We start from the raw sequence: 22,314 nt of genomic DNA on the forward strand, positions 1-22,314 counted from the left end.
CCTGCTAAAGTCGTAGCCTTCCTTAAAGGTTGCCATTTTGGTTTTCCTACATTTGAACTTTAGGATGCGTATTTTAAATCCTCCCTTTAAAGAATATAGAGATTTTCGCTATCAAAGTTTACTGGAAGATGGCCAGCTTTTAATATTTCCATAAGGGGGGCGAAGCGATTCGTCCCTCTTTCAAGAGTTTCTTCAGTTAAGGTTACAACAGAGATTAAAACGGTTAATTTTATCGCATTTTTAATGGATTCATCATTGTCATGTTCGTCACTGAGTGTGTTATAGGCGATATCGAAGGCCGGATGAAAGACACTGTCTGTTACTAGATTAGCTACCTTTTCAATGTTTTTTTCCACTCCCTTTTTTTTCGCCTCTTCTTTCATCGTTTCATAGTTATTTAATAAAAGTGAATAAAGGGAAGTAACTTCGATTGTTTCTGAATAAGTGTTTGTATAACCTTTTGTCGATAACGAAACAATATTCCTGGCCGGAAGCTTAAATGATTTCGTAAAAATGTTTGTTAAAGCCTCCACTTCCTTTTTATATGTGTACTCAATGTTTTTGAACCATTGATAATCGGAAACGGTGTCAAAATAAGAGTCTTGTTTTGATAGTTGTAATTCTGACATAGGTAATGCTCCTTTCCTTTTAATATTTGGTTGTTAATTGAGGTGGTCCAGATCTTGGTCCATAAGGGCCCTCATCTAACCAACGTCCAATAGGTATGAGAGTGGTAGAAAGATCGGCGGCGACTTCCCGTTTGCTATTCATAAATCGAGAGGTTCCTTGAATATGATGAAGAGCCGTGTTAGAGCCTTGCTGGTTATATAAACCAGCTGTACGTCGTTCGTCAGCTGCAGCCTGGATTGCATTTTGGGCGTCCGCTAATGTGTTAGCTTTTAAAGCTTTATGAATGCCTCTTGCAGCAATAATGGCATCTGGAACTCCGGAATTTAAACCACGTGCACCGAATGGGGCAAAGAGGTGAGCGGCTTCACCAGCTAAAAGGACACGTTTGTTTTTATCTGTATAAGAGTTAGCCACGGCTTGATGGAATGTGTAAGTGGATACCCAAGTAATTCTTTCCGCGTATTTAGGATCCATAACTTTCGGAAGCCACTTTTTTACGCCGTTCACACCACTAAAGGCATTTGGATCATCCTCTTCAAGCAATTGAAGGTCGACACGCCAGCCGCCTTTAAATGGAACATACATGACATTTCGCCCACCCATAGCAGGATGTTGATAATGAAAAATGCGTTCTAACGGTAATGGTTTTTTCTCATCTTCAAGCAAGTCTACGACAAGGAATGTATCTTTTGTACGTGGTCCTTCTAACTTGATTCCGATCGCTTCACGAACTGCTGAACGTGCACCATCAGCAGCAATGAGGTAATTGGACGTCCAAACATCACCTGCTTCCGTTTTCAATTCAATACGACTTTCACTCGTTATAAGCTCTGAAACTTTTTGATCATAAAAAAACTCAATACCCGCTTTTTTACAAGCCTCATATAAATACTTTTCAGCTTTTACTTGCGGAAGACTTGTAAAAGGAGGGAGACCATCCTTTTTTGGAGGTCCGTAGTTTCGAACATACACTTCTTTACCTCTAAAAAGGGTCCTTTTAACTGGCCAAACGACGCCATTTTCAGCCAGTTTATAGCCAAGGCCAGGAGAGATTTCTTCTATTAATGCAAGAGTAGCTTTATGAAAGTAGATCGCACGACTTCCTGGTCGTTGTCTATCCATTGGCTCTCCTTCTAAAATTGCAACATCTAGACCTGCTTTCTTTAAAGCAAGGGCAGCGGTTAAACCAACTGGACCTGCACCGATGACTAATGTTTCACGTTTTACGTTATTTAATGTCAAATGAAGTCCTCCTCACGATTTGATAGATTTATCATAGTTAACAGAATGAGTTTAGAACACTAATTTGTTCCTTTATATTGAACACGACTTAAATATTTATAAAATTAAAAATATGATATATTGAGAATGTGGCTTAAATAGGAGGGGAGTAATGGTTGAAAAAAGGAGTTCTGTTCATAATGCACTGATGATTTTAAAAAGCTTCTCAATGGATAATCCTGAAATGGGGGTAACTGAGCTCGCCGAGAAGATGAACTTGGCTAAAAGCACGATTCATCGTATTTTAAAAACACTAGCAAGTGAGGGATTTGTTTATAAAAATCCAACGACAAATAAATATAGTTTAGGTTCAACAATCTTAGCCCTAACCAATACCGTTAATAATCAAATGAATATTATTCATGATGCGACGCCGGTCCTTAATACACTAACTGAAAAAACCGGTGAAAACGCATATTTAAGCATTTTGGAGAGTGATGAGGTGATTTATTTAAAAAGGATAGAGGCAGAAGCCGAATTTTTAGATGACACTTATCTAGGAGCTAGAAATCCATTGCATTGTACAAGTTCAGGACAAGTGTTCCTTGCCTATTTACAGGAAAAGTCTCAGATTAATTGGTTACAACTTAGGCTCCATACATATACGACCAAAACAATTACAAATATCCACCACCTAACATTACGAATCGAACAAATAAGAGAGCAAGGTTATGCTGTTTCCAATGAGGAATATATGGAAGGGGTCATTTCTATTAGTGCTCCTATTTTTAATGAGAAAAACGAAGTAATAGCGGCCATCACAGTTGCTGGTCCAGTCAGTAGGCTCGGGCAAGTACAGTTGAAACATAAAGAAGTAGTTGAAAAGGTGATTCAAGCAAGTATAGAGTTAACTCGTTTAATAAAAAGAAGAAAGGCAAAATCAAAGTATAAAACAGTTTTCTAAAAGACCAGTGGCTATCATTCCGACGAAAGAAGCCAAGTATAAAAAAAGAGAGTCAGCACACAGGTAAATGTATTTTCTCCCTTTTTAATGATAATAGCCTAATAATTTCGAGATTTGATTGGCTGAGCCTTTAATTTTGTTAATAAACTGTGGATAGTCTTGTTTTGTTATTCGTTTTGTCGAGCCAATCACTGAGAGGGACGAGACTACTGTTTCCTCATGGTTAAAAATCGGTGCGGCGATACCGACAAATCCTTCAAAGTATGTTTCTTCGGCAATGACATAACCATCTTGAACGATTTTCAATAATTCTTGTCGAAGTTGACGAGGGTTGGTGAGCGTATAAGGTGTATACGCATGGAGACTATTTTCTAATAACTGTCCAATTGTTTTTTCATCCTGATAGGCTAAAATCGCCAAACCTTCGCTGGTGCAATGGGCAGGGTTGTTACGGCCGATCTGAGTTAATAAGCGAACCGGGTTAGCACATTCTGTCCGGAATAAATAAACGATTTCGTTGTTTTCTAACAAACAGATTTGAGCTGTTTCTCCAAGCGTTTGTACTAATTTTTTGACGGTTGGTTCGGCTTCTTTATAAAGCTCCTTATGGCTTGAGATGACTCCTCCTAAAGATAAAAGCGATAATCCTAAACGATACTTTTTTGTTCGTGGATTTTGAGAAAGAAAGCCATCGGTTACTAAGCTTTGGATTAGGACATGGGCTGAACTTTTGGCAAGGCTCAAATGATTAGCGATTTCTGTTACACTGAGTTCCTTTTGTCGCCCTTTATATAACTGTAAAATTTTCATTGCGTTTTTAACAGAGGAAAGTAATCGTTGAGCCCCTTTTTCCGTTTTCATAATAACCCCTTTATTAAATGGTTTATACTATCAACAAACTAATAAAAAGAGATGCTTAATTAGTGAAACGACTCGCAAGATCTAAGTTTTGGCTATTTAACAGTTTCTAAAAAGGAATGGATATTATCCCATCCATAAAAAATATCTTCATAGACGACTTCATTAATTTCAAATGTGCTTTGTTTAATTTCTTTACCGCCTAAATGGTCATAAAAACGTTTTGCAGGGGTATTTTCTTTCATTAACAACACGGTAAAGGAAGGAAAGCCGAGAACCTCTAGCTGTTGAACCGCTCTGATGAACAGTTTTTTACCGACACCGGTTCCTTGAAATTCTTCTAATAAATAGATAGCGTAAACTTCACCTGGATAGCCTTCGACCTCGTAGCGCTGTGGTCCGGTCGTAACAAAACCAACAATGCCGTGCTTGCTATGCTCAGCGACATAAATAAATACATTATCTTCTTCCAATTTTTCAACGAAGCGAGTATGTGACGATTCATACGTTAAAATATTGGCAAACTGCTCATCAGTCATTCCTGTGTACGTACTATGCCAACTTGAAACATGTACTTTTGCTATCTCGTTAACATCTTCTAGCGTCGCTTCTCTAATGGTAAATGTCAAGATTGTCCCTCCTGTTGAATATGGTCAAAATGTTTACCAATAGTATACATAATTTTTGAAATATTAGTAATAAACTAAACTTTCGCATCGAGAAAATCCGTTCAACTAGTTGGCAGAGCGAAAGGGAAGCTCTTAAACAAATGCCCTTGACACATTTGAAAAGCGAGAACGTACTATCACACCAAACGGATAAACTGTGCAGTAAGAAAAAAATAATAGGCCCTCTGGCGGTCGCTCCCAAAACCATACTCCGCGTCCTTGCCGAGAACCTGGCGAGCCTCCTCGGCAAGCCTTGCGGGGTCTCGCTCCGGTTTATTCCTGCGGGAGTCTCCGTATGGTTTTGTCCGCTAAGTGTCGTGGAGATGCTTGATGATAGGGCCATTCTCAATCAGCTATTTCTAACGCAGAAGGACCTTCTTCTTCCCTTTGTTGGTTATGGAACTAAAGAGGTCGTTGCCAGCTATTTTTTTCCTAAGTCTGCCGTCATGAAAAGACAGGATTCCAATCGAAACAAGCTCGATCATCTAGCTAACGTACAGAGCATCAACACTGATTTGTTTACAACTGGAACGGAATGAGTCATGAAAGGAGAAAAATCATTCTCAAGCTAATGTACGTTGAAGTCATGACTGTTTTTTTGTTCTAATGAGAAAACTGAACCTAGATTCGATTCCATGATCTAGCGGACAAACAGACACGGAGACTCCCGCAGGAATAAACCGTCCAATGAGACCCCGCAAGCGTGCTGAGGAGGCTCATGAGGTTCCTGCAGGACGCGGAGTGTCTGTTTGGGAGCGAACGCCGGAGGGCATGAAACAAGTAGAGCATAAATCACTCCCATGTCTGGTGTCTGTTTGGGAGCGACAACCGAAGCGCTTCATTTTAGTGAACAGATTCCTTCAACAGCCTACGAAGAGATGTGTTCAGACTGTCAACGATTGAACCGTCCATGTAAAGTCAATTTGAGTATGGTATCGCCCTAAAATCAATCTCTATCAACGGTTAAGGGTCAATCATACGCTGCGAAAGTTGAGTTATAAATATTCCATAATGGGCAAACCGTCAAATGAGCAACAAAATTGCTTTTAAAAACTGAAACCTACATAATGTAAGTAAGTTTAAAAAAGTAAACTGATAGTAAGGGAAGTGTAAAAATGAAGGTAGAAGTGTGGTCGGATATTGCCTGCCCGTTTTGTTATATTGGTGAGAAAAAATTTGAGCAAGCGTTAGAACAGTTTTCAGGGAAGGAAAGTGTGGAACTAGAATTTAAAAGTTTTCAACTAAATCCAACCGCTCAAAAGGGCTCGAATCAAAAAATGGATGAGCTCCTTGCTAAAAAATACGGAATGTCTGTTGAGAAAGCACGTACGATGAATCAACAAGTGGCCGAAAGAGCAAGTGATGTTGGTTTAACGTTTCATATGGATAAGATTAAACCGACAAATACATTAGATGCTCATCGCTTAAGTCATTTAGCTAAAGAAGAAGGGAAAATGAAGCAGATGATGGACCGTCTTTTAAAAGCGTATTTTACTGAAGGCGTTGATGTGAGTGATCATGAAAGCTTAGCTCAATTGGCTGTTGAAGTTGGCTTAGATAAAGATAAGGTATCATCCTTTTTAGTTGGAGATAAGTATAAAGATGTGGTCGCTTCTGAACAGCAAGAAGGTTCTCAAATTGGAGTACAAGGCGTTCCTTTTTTTGTCTTTAACCGTAAATATGCTGTTTCAGGTGCCCAAGAACCAGCTTCTTTTTTAGAGGTTTTAGAAAAGGTGCAAGAAGAGGAAAAACCACAACTTCAAGTTCTTAAAGGTGAAAAAGGAAACAATAATCAAGCAGGTATGTGCACAGATGACTCTTGTGAAATTTAAAGATTAAACGAACAGGCTTCCGATTTACCCGCGATTGCTGCGGGTATGCTGTTCGCGGAGGATAATAAAAAGGAGATAAAGGGCATTTAGCTCCTTATCTCCTTTTTAGCTAAAAAACAGACGGACAACGGCCATAAAGCCGACACCTGTTATAACGGTAATCGATAAGCTTTTCGTTAAAATGGCGACGGCAATCGTTGGGATGAGGACGAGGATTACCGATTGATCAATGACAAATCCATCTGTATCTACATTGACAACACTTTGCACAACAAGGGCCGTTAAAATACAAACGGGGATAAAGGATAGCCATTTTAAAACGACATCGGGTAGCTGTAGCTTTTTAACAAATATAAAAGGGAGTATTCTCGGTATAATGGTCACGAGAGCACAGCCAATAATCAAGATAATCATCGTAGTCGTTAATGTCATTTATCTGTCACCACCCCAATTGTTGCGACTACAACTGTAGCGACCACAAGTGCTAAGTGGGAGGGCATTATCGTCATGAGTAGTAGCATCGCGATAATCATATAAATAACAAGCGATAAATGGTGTTTTAACTTGCTAGTTGTGACGCTTTGTAATTGTAAAATAAGCAAGGCAACAAACATAGCCGTTAAGGCAAAATCAAGTCCCAATGCTTCTGGGTTTGAAATCCACTTTGCTAACAAGGAACCGGTCAAACAAGCTAAAACCCATGTGGCATAAGCACTGAAGTTGAGGCCATACATCCAACTAGGGCTAATTTGAAACCCTCTTGCCCTTTTATTTGAAGCCACCCCAAATGTTTCATCGGTTATAAAAGCACCGATAAGGATATTTTTCTTTAAAGAAAACTCTTTAAAATGTGGGGCAAGCGAAAGACATAAGAGAAAATGTCTCAAGTTTACGATAAAGGTTGTAAAAATAATCATGGAAAGAGGTGTTGCAGCAGCTATAAGTCCATAGATAATAAATTGGGAGGCCCCACCATACATAAAGGTAGCCAGGAGAGTGATTTCCAGTGGACTTAAATTAGAAGCGACGCCAACTAATCCGGCAGCAATACCAACACTCGTATAACCCATGACTGTAGGGATACTAGCTTTTGCACCTTGTAAGGCGTTCATTTCTGTCTGTTTACTAATGGCATCTTTCACGTGAACATTGGCAATTCCCATACGATCAGAGTCTCCTTTACTATGTATGGCTCCCTTTTATTAGGAGCTTTTTTGAAAATCTTCTGTACTACAACATCCTTTAGTGTATTAAAGTAGTTAGTTCAATAACGTCTACTGTTTTTGGTAAGAAAAGACGGTTCATTCTTACATGAACCGTTTACCAGTAACAACATGGTATAAATCTTTATTATCTTTCCATAACGACGCGGCCTTTTCTGGTCCAACCGCTTGAGTGAGTCGTGAGTACATCATATCGTGACGAATATACTCTAAAGCGACGAGTATTAAAGCTGGATCGGTAGATTTAATCGCCCAAGCACTTGTATCAGGAGCAAAGTTTGCAATTAAAACTTCTTCCTGATCCCGTGCAACAATCGTCAAATGACCACTGACACGTTCCTCAGCAATTTCTGGTTCCATATAATCATGATGTGTCGTAACCCCTAATTCTGTATCAGGAGCTCCAAAAATAAGGGAATAAACTTCAAGACCCTCATCAATTCTATTTTTTACTTCTTCTAATATCGGTGATACTTGTGGGCTCCACAATGAAAGCCATAACTCATCCTTTGCCTTTGAAACCATGTCTAACATTTCAGCTAGTACATGCTCATCAGTGCTGATTCGTCTAATAACATCAACCTCTTGTTCGGTTTCTAACGATTCAAGCTGTTTTTCTAAAAAATTAAATGATTCATCAAAGTTCTGACGTAATCGACTTAATAATTCTTTAGCAGGTAAAGGTGCGTATGTAACAGGGTCTGACGGAACGGTATAAACAGCTCCCTTATCGACTAGCTTGCCAACTACTTCATAAATCATGGAGCGAGGAACGCCAGAACGTTTGCTAATCTCATAACCTGTAACAGGAGAATTCCTTAAAAGACCGATATACGCTTTGCATTCATATTTAGAAAAGCCAAGCTTTTGTAGTTCCTTGTAAACGTCCTCCATTTGTACCTCCATTTTAGTAGTTAGTTCCCTCCTTACTATAAGGAATGCTAATAACTTTTGTCAATTGTGTAAATGAAGTTCGAAAAGTCAGAAAAAAGAGGGGGAAGGCTGTTAAAATGTTGTTGGCGGGGGATGGTGTGAGAAACCGCCCAAGCAACCCCAGCCAAAATAAAAATCCCCATACCATTAAAGGCCGAAGGGGATTTTCTCTCTTATAATTGCTCTGATACTCTCTTATTTTTGCAATAGTCTTGAAAGCGTACCACTGTACATGATTTCTAGTTGATGCAAGGCCCGTGTACAAGCGACATACAACAGTTTAGTGGCTAAAGGCTCCTTTGGATAATTTTGTTCATCTGCTCCAATGACAAGGACGGCATCAAATTCCAATCCTTTTGAAACATAAACTGGTAAAATGGAGAGTCCTCCTTGATAAGATTGGTCTTGAGAGGATACAACGGTAAGGTCGGGAATTTGTTCCTTTAATTGGTCATAATAAGAATTTGTTTCTTTTTCTGTCCTCGTTATAATGGCCACCGTATTCATACCTTTTGATTGCATCGTATTTACCCAACTCACAATTGATTGGACTTCTTCCTCTTTATTGACCGCTTGAAGATTAACATCATCCCCGCTTCGAAAAACAGGCTTTGCATAAGTCGGTCTGTTTTCTAAATGACTTAAAATAATATTGGAAAACTCGATGATCTCATACGTAGAGCGATAACTTTTATCCATTTCAAAATAAGCGGTTTTAGTCTCTCCGAATAAATCAATAAATGATTGCCACTCTTCTATTCCTTCATTGCTATGGATTCCTTGTGATAAGTCACCTAAGATGGTGAATGACTGTCCACGTGTTCGTTCTTTTAATACGGCTAACTGATAAGGTGAAAAATCTTGGGCTTCGTCAATGACGACATGATCAAACCGTTTCTCTTTATCAATTCCAGACCATTTTTGTTGAATATGAAGCAGGGGGGCTAAATCTTCAAGTTCCAGCTGATCACGTTTAGGTGCTAGTTCAGATTTGCCTAAATTCTTTAAGATTCGAATGTATAGATCATAAGGTTTTTCGTTTTTCCATTTTCTCAAATAGGAGCGCAGTTGTTCATTCGCTTTCTTTTTGGCTTGTTGTTGTTCTTTTTGATCATCAAACCGTTTCACTTCAATTTCAATCCAACGCTTTATCCGAGCCTTTGTACGTTCAAATTTTGTTACGGCTACTGCCTCTTTAAAATCCTCATTTATCCAACGTAAAAGCTGTTTGTTGCGAAAGATAACACCTGGCCACGGTTCAAAATCTTCGGTTGGGAGCCACTCAACTTCTAGCTTTACCAGTTCTTTATCCACTTTCTCTTTAAATGAGTGAGTCCGTTTATTCCAATCATTATCAATTTGTTCATTTGTCCTTGTCTCAAAGTATAGTCGCCTTCGCTCGTGTATTGGAATGAGCTTCAGCTTAGGATCATCAATGGTAGTGAGTGCCCAAGTAGAGAAGGTGGTTTGTTGAATATCACCTACTCCTAATTCAGGTAAGACTTGTGAAATATAATCTAGGAAAACAGAGTTAGGGGCAAAAATAATCATTCTCTCTGCACGGATTTGTTCCCGATATTCATAAAGTAAATAGGCTAATCTGTGTAAAGCGACGGTCGTCTTTCCACTCCCAGCTACTCCTTGAATGATCACGACTTCGCTTCTTGGGTGGCGAATAATTTTATTTTGTTCGCCTTGAATCGTGGCGACGATATCTCGTAAACGATTATCCTTTTGTTCGCCTAATTTATAAAGGAGAAACTCATCACCTCCGCTTGTTTCCTGTTGTCCACGTACATAACTATCAACGACTCGTTGTACGTTATTTTCACGGATGATGAGGTTTCTCTTTAAATGAATTTCCCCGTCGACAAGGCCATCTGGAGACTCGTAATAAACATCATCCTCGCTCCCTGAAAAGGCATAAAATAAACTAGCGACTGGAGCTCGCCAATCAACGATCAATATATTTCCTGTTTCTTCATCCGTGATTCCGGTTTTGCCGATATAATGTTGTCCAACTTGTCCTTCATCAAAGTCTTCAAAATCAAGTCGGCCAAAATAGGGTTCTTTTAAAGCGATTTCTAGGGCTGCTTTTTGTCGTTGTCGACTTGCTTCCAATACTTGCAAGTTAAAGTCCTCACCTGTATACGGTGGAATTTCCTGCAGTTGTTTGTATTGCCTCGTTAAGATAGCTAGATTTTCTTCTAATACCTTTATTTCTTCCAGTTTAGACATATAATTACCCTCCCTTAAATAAAAAGCGAAGTCCGTTTGGTCAGAAGCGAGAAAAAATAAGAACAGCTGATGAAGACGCTCTATGTCTTCACTCAGATGGGCGATTTTTCTCGAGCTTCTAACGGACGCAGCTGGATTGATAAAAAGCGAAGTCCGTTTGGTCAGAAGCGAGAAAAAATAAGAACAGCTGATGAAGACGCTCTATGTCTTCACTCAGATGGGCGATTTTTCTCGAGCTTCTAACGGACGTAGCTGGATTGATAAAAAGCGAAGTCCGTTTGGTCAGAAGCGAGAAAAAATAAGAACAGCTGATGAAGACGCTCTATGTCTTCATTCAGATGGGCGATTTTTCTCGAGCTTCTAACGGACGTAGCTGGATTAAATAACCTCTTCTATATTTTCTAGGATTTTGCAAAAAAAATATAGACTTATATTTGAAATTTTGCTAGGCTAGTGAGTATACAAATAGCAAAAATAAATTTACATAAAATGGAATTTTGCGAGTGGCGATTCTTTACGAAGGAATGGCTATTTTTTATGCCCCAAAAGATTAAACAAGCAGGTTTATAATAAGTGTTGAGTTTTCCTTATGTACCAAACCGTAGTAAAAACATATTCTGACCTTTTCACTTTCTTCATAATAATAAGGATACTATTATTTATAAAGAGGGTGGATGAACGTGCATAATCGAAGGCTAGAACAGAAACCGATAACCCCCGCCTCACTTCCTCAACAAGCCCATTGGTTTTCACCTAATCATTATCAAAATACGTATCAAGCCCAGCGAACCTTAGCAGCGGCTCTACCAGCTATACACTATGGAATTGACGGAGTTCCAATGGTGGGATATGAACATGCTTTAACAGAAGCCGTATCGATCGGTTATTTACTTGGTCAAGGGTACGACTATCAAACAGCTGTTAACACGGTCCAATCATGGTGGCGACCTTCATAAAAATAGTTCAAAGAAAGAGCTCCTTCCGGATAGCTGAAGGGAAGGAGTTTTTTACTATTGAAGAAAAATCGTATACTGTTTTACATCATTAATCCATACCTTCGCATTTGTACCATCAAGTTCACTTAGCCACAGATCGCCGTCTCCACTCGTCGCAAAATCATCCACACGTAGCCAACTAAGTTTATTTATAAGTGGAAGATATTCAGGGTTTCGATCACTTTTTCCTTTAGGAGGCTTTGTTATCACTTTTTGCTCATCGCCATTTAAAGGAATGTACATAAGATGTGTCGGTGGTCGTTTAGTTGGCTCATTGCTCCAGTCACTTTCATGTGCTCTTACCGTGATTAAAGAATGATCATTAATCCAACTAAATCCAAGGTCCACATGATTTTCTGGAGTTAACTCAATAGAAAAGGCTGGTAGTTCTTTTATTTTTAAGTCTTTATTTTTAAATCCGAATACAATTCTTCCACCGCCGGCAATGTAACCAAGTAAGTTTTTCTGTCTGGCCCATTTTGGCTCCTCCAAGTTCAAAATAACTTCATCAACTGTTTCGAAATTTTGACCATCATTAGAAATGACAGCGAGCATGTTACTGTCCATCGAGAGTGAGGCTGTTGGCGTGATGATAAAGGAAATCCAACGTCCATCAGGGGAATAAGAGAATGTAGAAGCTGATATAGACGGTACCGTTATATGCCCATTTGTTACTTGATTAGGAAGTGAATAAAGGAGCTTTACTTGCTCCATAAGCAAACCAGTTTGATAGCCTTCTGCAATTGAAACGGTATATAAATTGGCATGAGTCCAGCCCGTTGGAAGTAAGGAGGCAGCTGAGGATAAAATAAATCCTTCTCCATCAGGCTGCCATTCAAATTCGGAGACGCCTAATGTTATATTAAAAAAGTTTGTTAAGTCTGAGATATTTAACACGCCACCAGTTTGAAAAGCGATTAGATTTTCTGTAGGGGACCATTTTGGATTTTGGGCATCCTCACTAATGATTTGGTGCTTTTTTGATTCAAGGTCATAAACCCATAATTGGTAAATTGGAGTATTGAAAGCAGATAACGAACCGGATTCTTTTAAATAAAGAAGTTTTTTTCCATCATAAGACCATTGTGGTGAATACGAATTTTGGCCGATAGAAGAAACGATTTTCTCCTCAGTTTTATTTGTTTTTATCCAAATGGTTTGCTCACGAATAAAAGCGACTTTAAGATTGTCATCATTCTGTTTTGCAAGAGCAGTTGGAGCAAACAGTATAAATAATAAAATGATAATGATAATTTTTTGCAAGTGGTTCACCTCATATTTAGGTTAATCAAGATCGGTATTTTTATGTGATATCGAAGCTAGCTTAAAAAAATAAAATGGAGACGTTTAAGGTGGATATCTCTAGTGTTTGTAATAATGAATAAAAAGTTCCTGCTGAGAAAAGCTCAAAAATTTTGGTGAATTATGTAATTTGAAGTTTGTCCTCCTTCATTAGCGGGGATACTTATTTATAGTAAGCCGATTAATAAGGAGAGTTGATGATGTTACATCATGAGGAGATATTTCTTCTTGTAAGGGATAAGCTCATGTTAGAACGGATGAAGGCACAAATCACAGAGAATGAAAGTTTACTAACCTATTTGATGGACGAAATTGCTTTAATTGATCACGCACTAAACATCGATATAACAGTCAAACACTTAGAACTAGAAGATGATAATGAAAGGAATAAACGAATTTAAATTTTTTCATAGTAGGGCTTAGATAAAGTAAGAATGTCTAAGCTCTTTTTTGAGTTGATTTAAATGATAGGTTCAGATATTTCAGATATAATAAAGAGAGTAGGTAGATAAAAAAGATAGAAGGGGATTTTAATGTACGAGACAAGGCAGGCAACTGAACAAGAGCTTGAGCAAATAAGTGAATTTTGGTATAAGATGACGTGCGAAATGAGTGAAATCGATCAAATTCCTATCCCGAATCAGGAAAGAGTACAAAAGGTAAAAGAGCTTTTTGAAGACCGGGCTTCAAAAGGCGAATTAATGTTTCGGGTTGCTGTAAATTCAGAAGGTCATCTTGTAGCGTGTGCAGGCGGTTTATTAAGAGAAGAATATTTATATCCACTCGCTGCTCAGCAAACATTAATTGGTTGGATTGTTAGCGTTTACACGGAACGGGGACACCGCAAACATGGACTTGCTCGTCTTTTAGTAGATGAGGTTAATGCCTGGTTAAAAGAACAGGGTTGTGGCAGGGTAAGGTTATGGTCAAGTACAGCAGCAAAGCCGCTTTATAATGATTTAGGATTTAGCCAAATGCCGATTATGACGAAAAACCTTACCGATGATTAAACGGTAACCAGTAAATGAATAAGTTGGAGGCTTGTCATCTAAATGCGAAAGGGGGTAATGAGTGAAAATAGAATAGGAAAAAATGCTTGCAGGTGAACTTTATTTAGCCTCAGATGAAGGTGCCGATTGTATGCTAGCACCTGGTGTTCATATTTATACAGCTACACACCCACTCGATCCTTTTGAAAGGGTTTCTGGTAGGGAATATGGAGCCCCAGTAACAATTGGAAATAAAGTATGGAGCGGAGGACAAGCCGTAATTAATTCAGGTGTAACGATCGGTGATAATGTGGTGAACGTTTCAAGTGCAGTCGTTACAAAAGAGGTTCCTGCTAATGTCGTTGTTGGTGGTAATCCTGCTCGAATCATTAAAGAAATAGAGGTAAAATAAGAATGTATGTTCTTGTTTTTGTCGCGATGTTTATATATAATGAATATAACGACAACTAAACGGAGGGTATAATGAATAAGATAATAACCCAATTTGAACTAATGCTCGATGAAATGGATCCACTAAATAGTGTAGAAGAAAATAAGCTAACAGAACCTGTAGAAGCTGGAAAGTGGTCCATTAGTGAAATCATCGCCCATTTATACGGCTGGGATAAGTATAATTTAGAAATTATGGTGCCAAAAATGACGGCTCAAAACAACTTACCTGCTTTTCCAGAGCATGATCCATTTAATGAAAAAACGCTTCAATCGGTAGAGGGAAAGTCAGCTTTTGAAATTATACATATGTTTGTGCAAACTAGAAAACAGCTAGTAGCAGCCCTATCAGAAGTAGACAAAGAGATACGTTTTACAATCGGGACAGGAAAGAGAGCTTTTTCAGCCGAAAGTTTTACCAAAATCTTCGTGAAACATGACGCCCATCATTTGACACAGATTAAGGGGAAGCTTTAAACAGACAACTTGGACGTATAGACAATAAATAATGGTCCATTTACACAAAAAGGGAAAATTATTCTTGGTTTTAGGTGGCAGACCGTCGCCGTTTTGAAAAAAACTCCATACGAAAAAGGGAATAACCCATCAAAATCATTCTAGAATGATTTTGATGGTTATTTTTTTACTTTTGAGATGGCTTTTTATTTGGGAAAATATCAAAAAGTAAAGTTTTTGTTAATTCTATGTAAAGCCTATGTTAAAATGAAGTTTCTAATCTAGTTCAATTTTTGGTTAATAAATAGCATTGGAGAATATGACATGAGAGAATTAAATGAAAATTGGTTTCGTGCCGTTAACGATCTCGGATTTGATTATCCTTTTTTAAATACACCCTTTATTTGGATTGCCGAATATACTGTCGTTTTCTTAGCCTTAATGGTTTTATTTTTTTGGTTTAAACGAACAGAGACACAGAGGCATATGGTTTTAGCAGGCGGATTTGCTTTTATTTTAGCCTGGATTACAGGGAATTTAGTTGGTCTTCTCTATCATAATTACCAACCTTTTTACGAATTGGTCGAAGTTAATCAACTTGTTTTTAAGGATATTGATAACTCATTTCCAAGTGATCATACGATTTTATTTTTTGCGTTTTGTGTAGCCTTCTGGTTATTTAATAAAAAGAATGTGCTGTGGCTCATACTCGCTCTATTAGTAGGAGTTTCACGAATTGCGGTTGGCGTCCATTACCCATTTGACATCATTGTTGGTGCTTTCATTGCTACGTTCTTTGCTGTGGTAATGTATTGTTGGGTGCCTAATTCACAAATCGTTGAAAAGCTTTTACATGTTTATGAAAAAGTTGAAAATAAAATTTTATCACCACAGAAAAACAATGAGAGACACTTAGATAACTAAAAACAAAAAATGATAAATAAGAAAGGCGTCTCAAAAGACCCTTTACTAGCAAAAACGACAAGAAGGTAAATAAAACTCTTGTCGTTTTTTATTTCTTTTAAGTAAGGAAGCTTATCGGTAAAAATTTTTACTAGTTATTTTAGTTATATAAATGTTAAAATTTTCTTAATAAACAAATTGAGCGGCCTTTAAACTGGAAAATGAGTAATCAAAGGGGGAGGATTTATGAAAGCGTTTATATCGTTGCTGATTTTATTAATGGGTAGTTATTATATTTTTTTCTTTGTAGCAACCAGTTCATTAGCGACGGTCTTCTTTAAATTATTGCCAATGCTTCTGATTATTGTCTATGCTCTTTTTTATTATAAAAAAACAGGCAAACATTTAGCGATACTAGTTGGGTTAAGCGTTTGTATGATAGCAGATGGTGTGATCATATTCTCCTTTATTGGTGGGTTAGTCGTCTTTTTAATCGGTCATCTCTTCTATTTGTCAGCTTTTTTAAAAGTGAGTTCAGGAGAAATGAAAAATAAGCTAATTATCATACCGTTTATTTTGTATATGGGCGCAATGGGTTATTTTCTTCTTTCGGCCATTTTGAATTCGGGTGAAGTGGGGATGGTCGTTCCTGTGGTGTTTTATATTTTAGTCATTGGAGCAATGGGAATTAGTGCCGTTTGGACAAGAAACGTTTATGCAACGATTGGAAGTCTTTTATTTATTATTTCCGATAGTGTGCTCGCTTGGAATCTATTTGTTGAATCAATTCCATATTCCCATGTTTGGATTATGACAACCTATTATGGAGCTCAATATTTTATTGCAACAAGTATTGGAAGTTTAAAAACTAAGTGAAAAATGCTAGATTGTGAGGGAATGAATGAGTTTACAAGGGTTAGATATAAAGGGAGAGCGTAAGTTTATCATATTTAAAGCCCCTCTCGTCTAATGGATGAACAGTAAGCTTATGTATATTCTACAATTAAATTTACATAAGAGAAATAAGACTACTTTTTTAGCAGTCTTATTTACTATTATATTTTTATTCTTCAATGGGGATGCATTAACTAAAATAATTTGTTTAATTATGTGTTACTGATGCTTTATATGGAGGTTTGAAAAGAATGCTTCGGTTCCAATATCTACGAAAAGACCAATATCCCCAGTGGAAACATCTGCTTTAGTTTCGGCTAATGTTAAATTTTCAACGCCGTTTATAAAAACCTTTAATATAGTACCGTTGACAACAAGCTTTAAATTTATCCATTCTGAAGAGCCGATATTGGCTCCTGTTTCAAATTGACCTGGGTGTTCAGTCCTCAATCGATCATATTGCCAATAAGGATAAGAAAAATATTGAACGGCTCTAGAGTCGCGAGGGGGTTCTGGTTTGGCTTTTAATCCATTCAAGGGACGAAGATATACGGATTCAAACGAATGATTGTCATTAATACGATAAGCTATACCAGCAAAACCACGAGCGTATTCTGGAGCATTATTTAGGAGCCTGCTATATAGATCTACTGTTATAATTCCGTTTGTGAAATTTTCAGGTATTTTCAAAAAAGTGGGCATATCTACAAAATCAACCTTAGGCTCTCCATTAGTTACTTTTTCTGTTAATGTAACTCGCAATGCTTTTTTATTGCCAATATCTGCTGGATTAACACTTACAGATACAGGTTTGGCTCCGTCTGGAATACGTTTAAGATCGTAATGAGAATACATACAGTTCCTCCCTTAGTCATTTTCATTTCATGTTATACTGTTTACTAAAAAACGTAAAGTAGGCACTTACAAGTTATATAGTTACCTACTAGTAACGAACGGAGGGTACTGTGATTCCAAAAGAAGAACTACCAACTTGTCCTGTAGAGACTACATTAAGTTTATTAAATAATAAATGGAAAGTCTTAATCATCCGTGAATTGTTAAGTGGTACGAAACGCTTTGGTGAAATTAAAGAAGGTTTAACCAATGTAAGTCAAAAAGTTCTTACGCAAAATCTCCGCTCAATGGAGAATGACGGAATTATAGCTCGTAAAGTATTCGCTGAAGTCCCACCAAGAGTTGAGTATTCAATTACTGAACTTGGAGACACGCTGAAACCGATTATTAAGTCGATGGAAGAATGGGGGCTAGTTTATCAAGAATTAAAGGCGGATTCATCAAGCAATTTAGAATAAAACAGTGTTACCTACTTATATTTCTCAGAATATAAAGTTTAGGGTTTTTATTATTCATGAAGTCATCCTAAAAAAGCTTGCGAATATGGTATTTTAAACTATTTAGGTAGAGCATCCAGCTTTTTTGTAATAATTCAATTTGGTTTTTCTCTAACTTTAAATGCTCTTCTTTTACAATGCTTTTTGAGGTTTGCGTTAGATTATATCTTGCTTTCCGCATATTTTTTTCAAGTATCTGTCCGTTTTCAATGACTACAGTAGGGATTCTCGTAATAGGAACGTCCATTCAAGTAGGGTTTGTTTTTTTACGATCTTAATTTGGGGGTGAGCGTTTGATTGAACTTGGACCATTAGTTCTGCAATATTCCATTTGTTCTATGATAGGTGGGATTCTGTTTCTCACTTATGTCTCTCCCTTTCAAGGTAAAGACAACAAAGCACTAAGAGAGGTATGATCAATGGCTCATTCACTCTTATTATCGTTATGCAGCTTTCAACGATTTTGACACAGTTTGATTTAGCTTTGACCAACCTAACAAATTAGTGCAGAAATATTAGCGACATACAGTGAAAAACGGGAGACCCGCAGGTGTTGTCCTGAACAGGCTCCCGACTCACCACGATTTCTGTGGGCATGTGGATTTTATAATCTAAGTGAGGGTTTATAGCGTTAGCGTTTAATGGCATCGATAATCAATGAAGGGAAGACAAGTCGTTCTCCTTTGTTTCTAGGATCAAATTTTTTGGAGCGAAAAATGACACCATCGTTTCCAGACCATTTGCTCTCATGAAACTGTCCTTCCTCATTAAAATACTCCAAGAGGTTTACCTTAAAGCCCGCTTGTATAAAAACTTCCGATAATAATTTGCAATTATAGACAATTTTATGGTCGAAAGCAGGATGTTCCTTTGGCCCTGGTCCACCAACTTGTATCGTGTGCTGGTATTTTTTATCTTGGAAAAAACCATCAGGGACACTGCAACGAACATAGCCACCCTTTCTTAAATAGAGATAACAAAGTTTAGCCGCTGCGATTCCGTCTTCATAAGTGAGGTGCTCCCACACATGCTCAGCTAAAATAGCGTGAAGTGTCCCTTTTTCAAATTGTGTTTCCAGTTCCTAGGGTTTGTTAGGCTTAGATGTTCCTCTTGAGTGTGGAGCCAGCCGGGATTATTTTGATAGGGCCCTGCACCTATGACAATTTTTAGAGAATTTTTCAACATAATATACGGCTCTTTTATTATCTGAATAATCAGTTTATTTAATGGGTGTATTGAGTAAAAAAGAAAAATAAAGCTAGAAATATCGGGAGGGCAATACAGACAACTGTAATGGCTAAGATGCGATCCGCACGTTCCTTACTAAGCAAGGCGACCATAAAAGCAGATAAGCTTAAATATCCAAAAGTAGCTGTTAACATAAATTCTCCTCCTTTAATAAAAAGCGAAGTCCGTTTGGTCAGAAGCGAGAAAAAATAAGAACAGGTGATGAAGACGCTTTTTGTCTTCACTCAGATGGGCGATTTTTCTCGAGCTTCTAACGGACGTAGCTAGATTTAATAAAAAGCGAAGTCCGTTTGGTCAGAAGCGAGAAAAAATAAGGAGCAACGCTAAAGTCGTGCCATCCTGCCGCAACGCCTTGTACCCACGTCCTGTGGGCACTGGGCGGCTGTTGAAGTCGCTCTTTGACTTCATAAAGACGAACGAATTTTTCTCGAGTTTCTAACAGGCACAGCTAGATTAATGGTTCTAAAGATAGTCTCTTTTAATTCGAGTTTGATCAGGGAATTCCTCTTTGAAAAGCAAAATTCTTTTCAAAAAGTAGGGCTTGAAAATCGAACATTAAGAACCCCATATGACTTGATTTTGCTTACGACTGTAGACAAAATTGGCTAGTAAGACCATTAGAAGCAGAGTAATCAATGAACCAGAGATGACTGTGTGTCGAGTGGAAATGAACTCAGCCCCAAAAGCAAAAACGACCGTTAAAGTTAAAATGAGCAAGGCTTCTAAAAAACGGTATAAACTCGCAATACGACCGAGCATATCGACGGGAATATTGGCTTGATAAAAAGTAATGAAGCCCGTATTAGCAAAAGCACTTGCAAAGCCTAATAAACAAACGCCAACACATGCCCCCAAAAAGGTTGTTGAGAAAGAAAAAATCAAATAACCACTCGAAACAAAAATAGGGCTGATTCCAATTAAAAAGCGAACCGTGAGTCTTTTAGTGAAAAGAGAGTTTAAAAGTGCACCAATTAAAAGACCAACACCGGCAATACTGACGAGAACCCCATATTGTCCATCGTTCAGACCAATTTCTCCTTGGGCAAAGGCCACTTCTAAGGAATCGATAGCGGTTTGTAAAACAATAAATAAAGTAAAGATAAAGTAAATAAACATGACTTTATTTTTTTGTTTACTAAAGGATATGACGGTTTTCCAATCATTACGAATGGTTTCTAAATTAAATTTCTCGACTTCAGCCTTTTCTATGTTCACTTCAACATTTGGCAAAATAAAAGTGACAATAGCTGAAATGAATAAGAGTATAGCATCGGTTGGAGTCGTTGTAAATATGTGATTCAGAAAAAATGGATTTATTAGAAAATTATACCTTAAATAAGGCTTCTGAATTATAATAGATTTTATGATTGTAAATTTTGTTGAAGTGAGGATAGTTAGAATGAAAGAAATAAAAGTATATCGTTTAGAAAAAGAAATGGAAGCTCCGTTAGAATTAGTATTTGATTTTATGATTAATGATGACAAAGTCGCTTTGTGGAGTTCTTTGATTGTCGAAAATAGATATGAACAGGAAGCTGATAAATACAATTATAAAATTGGAACCAAATTTACGACAGTACAAAAGGTTGGAAAGAAGGTTGTCGAGGCTGAGACAGTGGTAACCGCATATGATCCTCCTTATTCCATCGAGATGCATGCGACGACAAAAGAAGGAGTAAGCATTTCTAAATATACATTAGAACGCATTGGGCCAAATACTAACATAGTGCTTGAAGCGTCCATGATTGCGAGCAATCGTTATTACCACATGCTCTATTCAGTGATTGGTCGCCTAGCTAAATTTATGATGGATGAAGAAATGAACCGCCTTCGTGAGGTGGTTGAACAAGAAGCAAATGTAGAAGTTTTTTAATTTCGTTGTTTTTAGGAGAGGAGAGCTCAAGCAAAAAGAGGGATGTTCCGCTACTTGTCATCCTTAGAGTTGGGTTCTTCACTATATTCTTTGAAAGAAAAGGAAAACACATACTGACCTTATATAGAAAGGACAAGCATGCGTTTTCTAAATTACTACCGCTTCAATGGCACCCAGCCTTCGCGGTTAATAATGATATTCCAAAGGTTTTCAGGAAGAAGATATTTATCTTTTTCATTTATGTGGAGGGCATATTCGATCTCATTTTCATAACCGTTTTGGATTTTATCTGCCCATCTTGGCTCTATTAAAAGCTCACGACCTAAAGCTAAAAGGGGAATCCCTTGATTTCTGACAGCTAGGGCTTCATCAGGTGTATTGATTTGTCCGACAGCCATAAATGGGACACGTCCATTAATTAATTCGTTGATTAGCTCAATTCGTGTTCTATTAGGATCAGCGTCACGATGGGGCGTTGATTGCACATCGGCAAGTGAAATATGTAAATAATCGAGCCCTTTATCGGCTAATGTGTCGACGAGTTGAAACGTATCTGCCATCGTTAACCCAGGTGTAGAAGGTTCTTCCGGAGAAAAGCGATAGCCAAGAATAAATGGTTTTGTCGCAAATGTTTCGATTGCCTTTTGACAAGCATCGACGACAGCTAATGGAAACGCCATTCTCTTTTCACGCGATCCACCCCATTTATCAGCACGGTGATTTGTATAAGGTGAATAAAATTGTTGGATTAAATACGTATTGGCACCGTGAATTTCCACTCCATCAAAGCCAGCTTCAATCGCTCTTCTAGTAGCTTCTCCAAAACCGACAATAATGTCTTCAATTTCTTCATTTGTTAAGGCACGTGCGATTTGTTTGTCCTCTTCAAAATAATCAGAAGCGGAAACAACATCGCCATTAGGGACAAGTTTTGTAGGGCATTGACGTCCACCATGATGAATTTGTACAACTGCTTTCGCTCCTTCATCTTGAATCGTTTTGGCCCACTTTTTTAAACTAGGTAAAAGCTCATCAGAAAAAATACCAGGCTGACCAACAAATGCTTTTCCATTTTCTGTGACGTTGGCACACGCCGTGATGATGAGTCCAAAATCTTTAGAACGTTCTTTTATATAAATTAACTCAGCATCAGACATCGTTCCATCGTCATTAGAAGAATAATGGGTCATTGGTGCTAACGCTAAGCGGTTTTTTAGCTCTATGCCATTAGGCAAAGTGTACCGGTCGAATAATGGTTGATATTTTTGGTTCATGTTAAGTCCTC

24 protein-coding genes and 2 pseudogenes are annotated in these 22,314 nt (G+C 37.8%); 12 read left to right on the forward strand and 14 right to left on the reverse strand.

The window, feature by feature from the left end; all coding sequences use genetic code 11:
- Positions 1-86 precede the first annotated feature (86 nt).
- Positions 87-629: a hypothetical protein gene (locus AA0017_RS20545; RefSeq protein WP_413377518.1), complete on the reverse strand. Its 543-nt coding sequence runs from the start codon at positions 627-629 to the stop codon at positions 87-89.
- A gap of 19 nt (positions 630-648) precedes the next feature.
- Entirely contained in the window at positions 649-1,872 is a 1,224-nt protein-coding gene (locus AA0017_RS20550) for an FAD-dependent monooxygenase (RefSeq protein ID WP_413377520.1), read from the reverse strand.
- A 151-nt stretch (positions 1,873-2,023) separates the two neighbouring features.
- Between AA0017_RS20550 and AA0017_RS20555 the strand changes: the two genes are divergently transcribed.
- Positions 2,024-2,815, forward strand: coding sequence for an IclR family transcriptional regulator (locus AA0017_RS20555; protein ID WP_413377521.1), 792 nt, complete (start codon positions 2,024-2,026; stop codon positions 2,813-2,815).
- Positions 2,816-2,899: 84 nt separating this feature from the next.
- On the opposite strand, the gene AA0017_RS20560 is transcribed toward AA0017_RS20555, so the two are convergent.
- The gene (locus tag AA0017_RS20560) at positions 2,900-3,676 is read right to left on the reverse strand and encodes an IclR family transcriptional regulator (RefSeq protein ID WP_413377523.1); all 777 of its coding nucleotides are present in this window, start codon (positions 3,674-3,676) and stop codon (positions 2,900-2,902) included.
- A 92-nt stretch (positions 3,677-3,768) separates the two neighbouring features.
- A complete protein-coding gene (locus tag AA0017_RS20565) occupies positions 3,769-4,302 on the reverse strand; it encodes an N-acetyltransferase family protein (RefSeq protein WP_413377524.1) in 534 nt (177 codons plus the stop codon).
- A 362-nt stretch (positions 4,303-4,664) separates the two neighbouring features.
- Between AA0017_RS20565 and AA0017_RS20570 the strand changes: the two genes are divergently transcribed.
- Entirely contained in the window at positions 4,665-4,880 is a 216-nt protein-coding gene (locus tag AA0017_RS20570; protein ID WP_413377526.1) for a hypothetical protein, read from the forward strand.
- Positions 4,881-5,456: 576 nt separating this feature from the next.
- Positions 5,457-6,173, forward strand: coding sequence for a DsbA family oxidoreductase (locus tag AA0017_RS20575; protein ID WP_413377528.1), 717 nt, complete (start codon positions 5,457-5,459; stop codon positions 6,171-6,173).
- A 105-nt stretch (positions 6,174-6,278) separates the two neighbouring features.
- On the opposite strand, the gene AA0017_RS20580 is transcribed toward AA0017_RS20575, so the two are convergent.
- From AA0017_RS20580 to AA0017_RS20595, 4 genes are all read right to left on the reverse strand, one after another.
- A complete protein-coding gene (locus tag AA0017_RS20580) occupies positions 6,279-6,605 on the reverse strand; it encodes an AzlD domain-containing protein (protein ID WP_413377530.1) in 327 nt (108 codons plus the stop codon).
- On the reverse strand, positions 6,602-7,336 hold the full coding sequence (locus AA0017_RS20585; RefSeq protein ID WP_413377531.1) for an AzlC family ABC transporter permease: 735 nt from the start codon (positions 7,334-7,336) through the stop codon (positions 6,602-6,604). The genes AA0017_RS20580 and AA0017_RS20585 overlap by 4 nt, the downstream gene beginning before the upstream one ends.
- A 144-nt stretch (positions 7,337-7,480) precedes the next feature.
- Positions 7,481-8,290, reverse strand: a complete 810-nt coding sequence (locus AA0017_RS20590; RefSeq protein WP_413377533.1) for a TrmB family transcriptional regulator — start codon at positions 8,288-8,290, stop codon at positions 7,481-7,483.
- 234 nt (positions 8,291-8,524) lie between these two features.
- Positions 8,525-10,567, reverse strand: a complete 2,043-nt coding sequence (locus tag AA0017_RS20595) for a HelD family protein (protein ID WP_413377535.1) — start codon at positions 10,565-10,567, stop codon at positions 8,525-8,527.
- 680 nt (positions 10,568-11,247) lie between these two features.
- Between AA0017_RS20595 and AA0017_RS20600 the strand changes: the two genes are divergently transcribed.
- A complete protein-coding gene (locus AA0017_RS20600) occupies positions 11,248-11,523 on the forward strand; it encodes a hypothetical protein (protein WP_413377536.1) in 276 nt (91 codons plus the stop codon).
- Between the two features lie 54 nt (positions 11,524-11,577).
- On the opposite strand, the gene AA0017_RS20605 is transcribed toward AA0017_RS20600, so the two are convergent.
- On the reverse strand, positions 11,578-12,825 hold the full coding sequence (locus AA0017_RS20605) for a TolB family protein (protein WP_413377538.1): 1,248 nt from the start codon (positions 12,823-12,825) through the stop codon (positions 11,578-11,580).
- A 239-nt stretch (positions 12,826-13,064) separates the two neighbouring features.
- Between AA0017_RS20605 and AA0017_RS20610 the strand changes: the two genes are divergently transcribed.
- The 6 genes and pseudogenes from AA0017_RS20610 to AA0017_RS20635 all read left to right on the forward strand — a co-directional run bounded on the left by AA0017_RS20610 (position 13,065) and on the right by AA0017_RS20635 (position 16,538).
- Positions 13,065-13,265, forward strand: coding sequence for a hypothetical protein (locus tag AA0017_RS20610; protein WP_413377540.1), 201 nt, complete (start codon positions 13,065-13,067; stop codon positions 13,263-13,265).
- Between the two features lie 132 nt (positions 13,266-13,397).
- Positions 13,398-13,874, forward strand: a complete 477-nt coding sequence (locus tag AA0017_RS20615; RefSeq protein ID WP_413377542.1) for a GNAT family N-acetyltransferase — start codon at positions 13,398-13,400, stop codon at positions 13,872-13,874.
- A gap of 118 nt (positions 13,875-13,992) precedes the next feature.
- Positions 13,993-14,265 (forward strand): annotated as a pseudogene (locus AA0017_RS20620) (acetyltransferase); the annotation flags it as partial.
- Between the two features lie 71 nt (positions 14,266-14,336).
- Positions 14,337-14,780, forward strand: a complete 444-nt coding sequence (locus AA0017_RS20625) for a DinB family protein (protein WP_413377544.1) — start codon at positions 14,337-14,339, stop codon at positions 14,778-14,780.
- A 303-nt stretch (positions 14,781-15,083) separates the two neighbouring features.
- Positions 15,084-15,683, forward strand: coding sequence for an undecaprenyl-diphosphatase (locus AA0017_RS20630; protein WP_413377546.1), 600 nt, complete (start codon positions 15,084-15,086; stop codon positions 15,681-15,683).
- Between the two features lie 225 nt (positions 15,684-15,908).
- The gene (locus AA0017_RS20635) at positions 15,909-16,538 is read left to right on the forward strand and encodes a lysoplasmalogenase (RefSeq protein ID WP_413377548.1); all 630 of its coding nucleotides are present in this window, start codon (positions 15,909-15,911) and stop codon (positions 16,536-16,538) included.
- Between the two features lie 237 nt (positions 16,539-16,775).
- On the opposite strand, the gene AA0017_RS20640 is transcribed toward AA0017_RS20635, so the two are convergent.
- The gene (locus AA0017_RS20640; RefSeq protein WP_413377550.1) at positions 16,776-17,411 is read right to left on the reverse strand and encodes a hypothetical protein; all 636 of its coding nucleotides are present in this window, start codon (positions 17,409-17,411) and stop codon (positions 16,776-16,778) included.
- A gap of 110 nt (positions 17,412-17,521) precedes the next feature.
- On the opposite strand from AA0017_RS20640, the gene AA0017_RS20645 reads away from it, so the two are divergent.
- Positions 17,522-17,869: a winged helix-turn-helix transcriptional regulator gene (locus AA0017_RS20645; protein WP_413377551.1), complete on the forward strand. Its 348-nt coding sequence runs from the start codon at positions 17,522-17,524 to the stop codon at positions 17,867-17,869.
- 670 nt (positions 17,870-18,539) lie between these two features.
- Here the strand turns inward: AA0017_RS20645 and AA0017_RS20650 are convergent.
- The 3 genes and pseudogenes from AA0017_RS20650 to AA0017_RS20660 form a co-directional block, all read right to left on the reverse strand.
- Positions 18,540-19,093 (reverse strand): annotated as a pseudogene (locus AA0017_RS20650) (class I SAM-dependent methyltransferase).
- Positions 19,094-19,131: 38 nt separating this feature from the next.
- Positions 19,132-19,290 (reverse strand): hypothetical protein, encoded by a 159-nt coding sequence (locus AA0017_RS20655; protein ID WP_413377553.1) that lies wholly within the window; start codon positions 19,288-19,290, stop codon positions 19,132-19,134.
- 421 nt (positions 19,291-19,711) lie between these two features.
- Positions 19,712-20,641: an MFS transporter gene (locus AA0017_RS20660; RefSeq protein WP_413377555.1), complete on the reverse strand. Its 930-nt coding sequence runs from the start codon at positions 20,639-20,641 to the stop codon at positions 19,712-19,714.
- Between AA0017_RS20660 and AA0017_RS20665 the strand changes: the two genes are divergently transcribed.
- Positions 20,556-21,029, forward strand: a complete 474-nt coding sequence (locus tag AA0017_RS20665; RefSeq protein WP_413377557.1) for an SRPBCC family protein — start codon at positions 20,556-20,558, stop codon at positions 21,027-21,029. The two genes, AA0017_RS20660 and AA0017_RS20665, sit on opposite strands and share 86 nt — an antisense overlap.
- Positions 21,030-21,184: 155 nt before the next feature.
- Here AA0017_RS20665 and AA0017_RS20670 read toward each other — a convergent pair whose 3' ends face one another.
- On the reverse strand, positions 21,185-22,303 hold the full coding sequence (locus AA0017_RS20670; protein WP_413377559.1) for an NADH-dependent flavin oxidoreductase: 1,119 nt from the start codon (positions 22,301-22,303) through the stop codon (positions 21,185-21,187).
- Positions 22,304-22,314 lie beyond the last annotated feature (11 nt).

It is taken from the genome of Alkalihalobacillus phoenicis (assembly GCF_047302405.1).
In the GTDB taxonomy this organism is placed as follows: Bacteria; Bacillota; Bacilli; order Bacillales; family Bacillaceae_D; genus Alkalihalobacillus.